Origin of the sequence: Virgibacillus salarius, assembly GCF_039521925.1 — a bacterium.
Classification (GTDB): Bacteria; Bacillota; Bacilli; order Bacillales; family Amphibacillaceae; genus Virgibacillus; species Virgibacillus salarius.
On the sequence record NZ_BAAACY010000140.1, the window covers coordinates 1 to 1,081 of the forward strand.

Annotated in this window: 9 tRNA genes; all 9 read left to right on the forward strand. The window is 49.7% G+C overall.

From position 1 onward, the window contains the following. Window positions 1–128: 128 nt before the first annotated feature. A tRNA-Val gene (locus ABDZ84_RS17085) sits at window positions 129–204 on the forward strand. Window positions 205–208: 4 nt separating this feature from the next. Beyond that, window positions 209–284, forward strand: a tRNA-Thr gene (locus ABDZ84_RS17090). Window positions 285–352: 68 nt separating this feature from the next. Continuing rightward, a tRNA-Lys gene (locus tag ABDZ84_RS17095) sits at window positions 353–428 on the forward strand. 15 nt (window positions 429–443) lie between these two features. After that, a tRNA-Leu gene (locus tag ABDZ84_RS17100) sits at window positions 444–528 on the forward strand. A 21-nt stretch (window positions 529–549) separates the two neighbouring features. Continuing rightward, window positions 550–624: transfer RNA gene (locus tag ABDZ84_RS17105), tRNA-Gly, on the forward strand. A 6-nt stretch (window positions 625–630) separates the two neighbouring features. Continuing rightward, window positions 631–719: transfer RNA gene (locus ABDZ84_RS17110), tRNA-Leu, on the forward strand. A gap of 3 nt (window positions 720–722) precedes the next feature. Continuing rightward, window positions 723–799, forward strand: a tRNA-Arg gene (locus ABDZ84_RS17115). A 6-nt stretch (window positions 800–805) separates the two neighbouring features. Then, window positions 806–882 (forward strand) — tRNA-Pro (locus ABDZ84_RS17120). Window positions 883–888: 6 nt separating this feature from the next. Further along, window positions 889–964: transfer RNA gene (locus tag ABDZ84_RS17125), tRNA-Ala, on the forward strand. The last annotated feature ends 117 nt before the right edge of the window (window positions 965–1,081 follow it).

Consider the following 1,081-nt stretch of genomic DNA (forward strand, 5'->3'; position numbering starts at 1 on the left):
CAGAAGTTAAGCTCTCCAGCGCCGATGGTAGTTGGGGCTTTGCCCCTGCAAGAGTAGGACGCCGCCAGGCATTATACTTAATTTTTAATTCAAAACGCAATTTATTTATGCGTTGCACATAGTGCATCGGAGGATTAGCTCAGCTGGGAGAGCACTTGCCTTACAAGCAAGGGGTCGCAGGTTCGAGCCCTGCATCCTCCACCATAAAGCCGGCCTAGCTCAACTGGTAGAGCAACTGACTTGTAATCAGTAGGTTGGGGGTTCAAGTCCTCTGGCCGGCACCATTTTCATTATACTTGTTAATTATGTACGAGTTATTAGTTCGCTAGAACTTCTAGAATTAAAAATTTATGAGCCATTAGCTCAGTCGGTAGAGCATCTGACTTTTAATCAGAGGGTCGGAGGTTCGAATCCTCCATGGCTCACCATAATAATATAATTTTGCGGGTGTGGCGGAACTGGCAGACGCGCTAGACTTAGGATCTAGTGTCTTCGGACGTGGGGGTTCGACTCCCTCCACCCGCACCATTCATAAAAATATATTGTATTGCGGAAGTAGTTCAGTGGTAGAACATCACCTTGCCAAGGTGGGGGTCGCGGGTTCGAATCCCGTCTTCCGCTCCAAGCCAAGCCGGGGTGGCGGAATTGGCAGACGCACAGGACTTAAAATCCTGCGGTGGGTTTCCACCGTGCCGGTTCGAGTCCGGCCCTCGGCACCATAAGCGCCCGTAGCTCAATTGGATAGAGCGTTTGACTACGGATCAAGAGGTTAGGGGTTCGACTCCTCTCGGGCGCGCCATTTTTTCGGGAAGTAGCTCAGCTTGGTAGAGCACATGGTTTGGGACCATGGGGTCGCAGGTTCAAATCCTGTCTTCCCGACCATTATATGGGGCCTTAGCTCAGCTGGGAGAGCGCCTGCCTTGCACGCAGGAGGTCAGCGGTTCGATCCCGCTAGGCTCCACCAATATTTGCTCTTTGAAAACTGAACAAAACAACCAGTATGTCAAGAGAAAAACATGCAACTGTTTTTTCTTAAAAATAACCAGAAGGAAACTTCTGGAGCAAGCTAAGACATCATAAT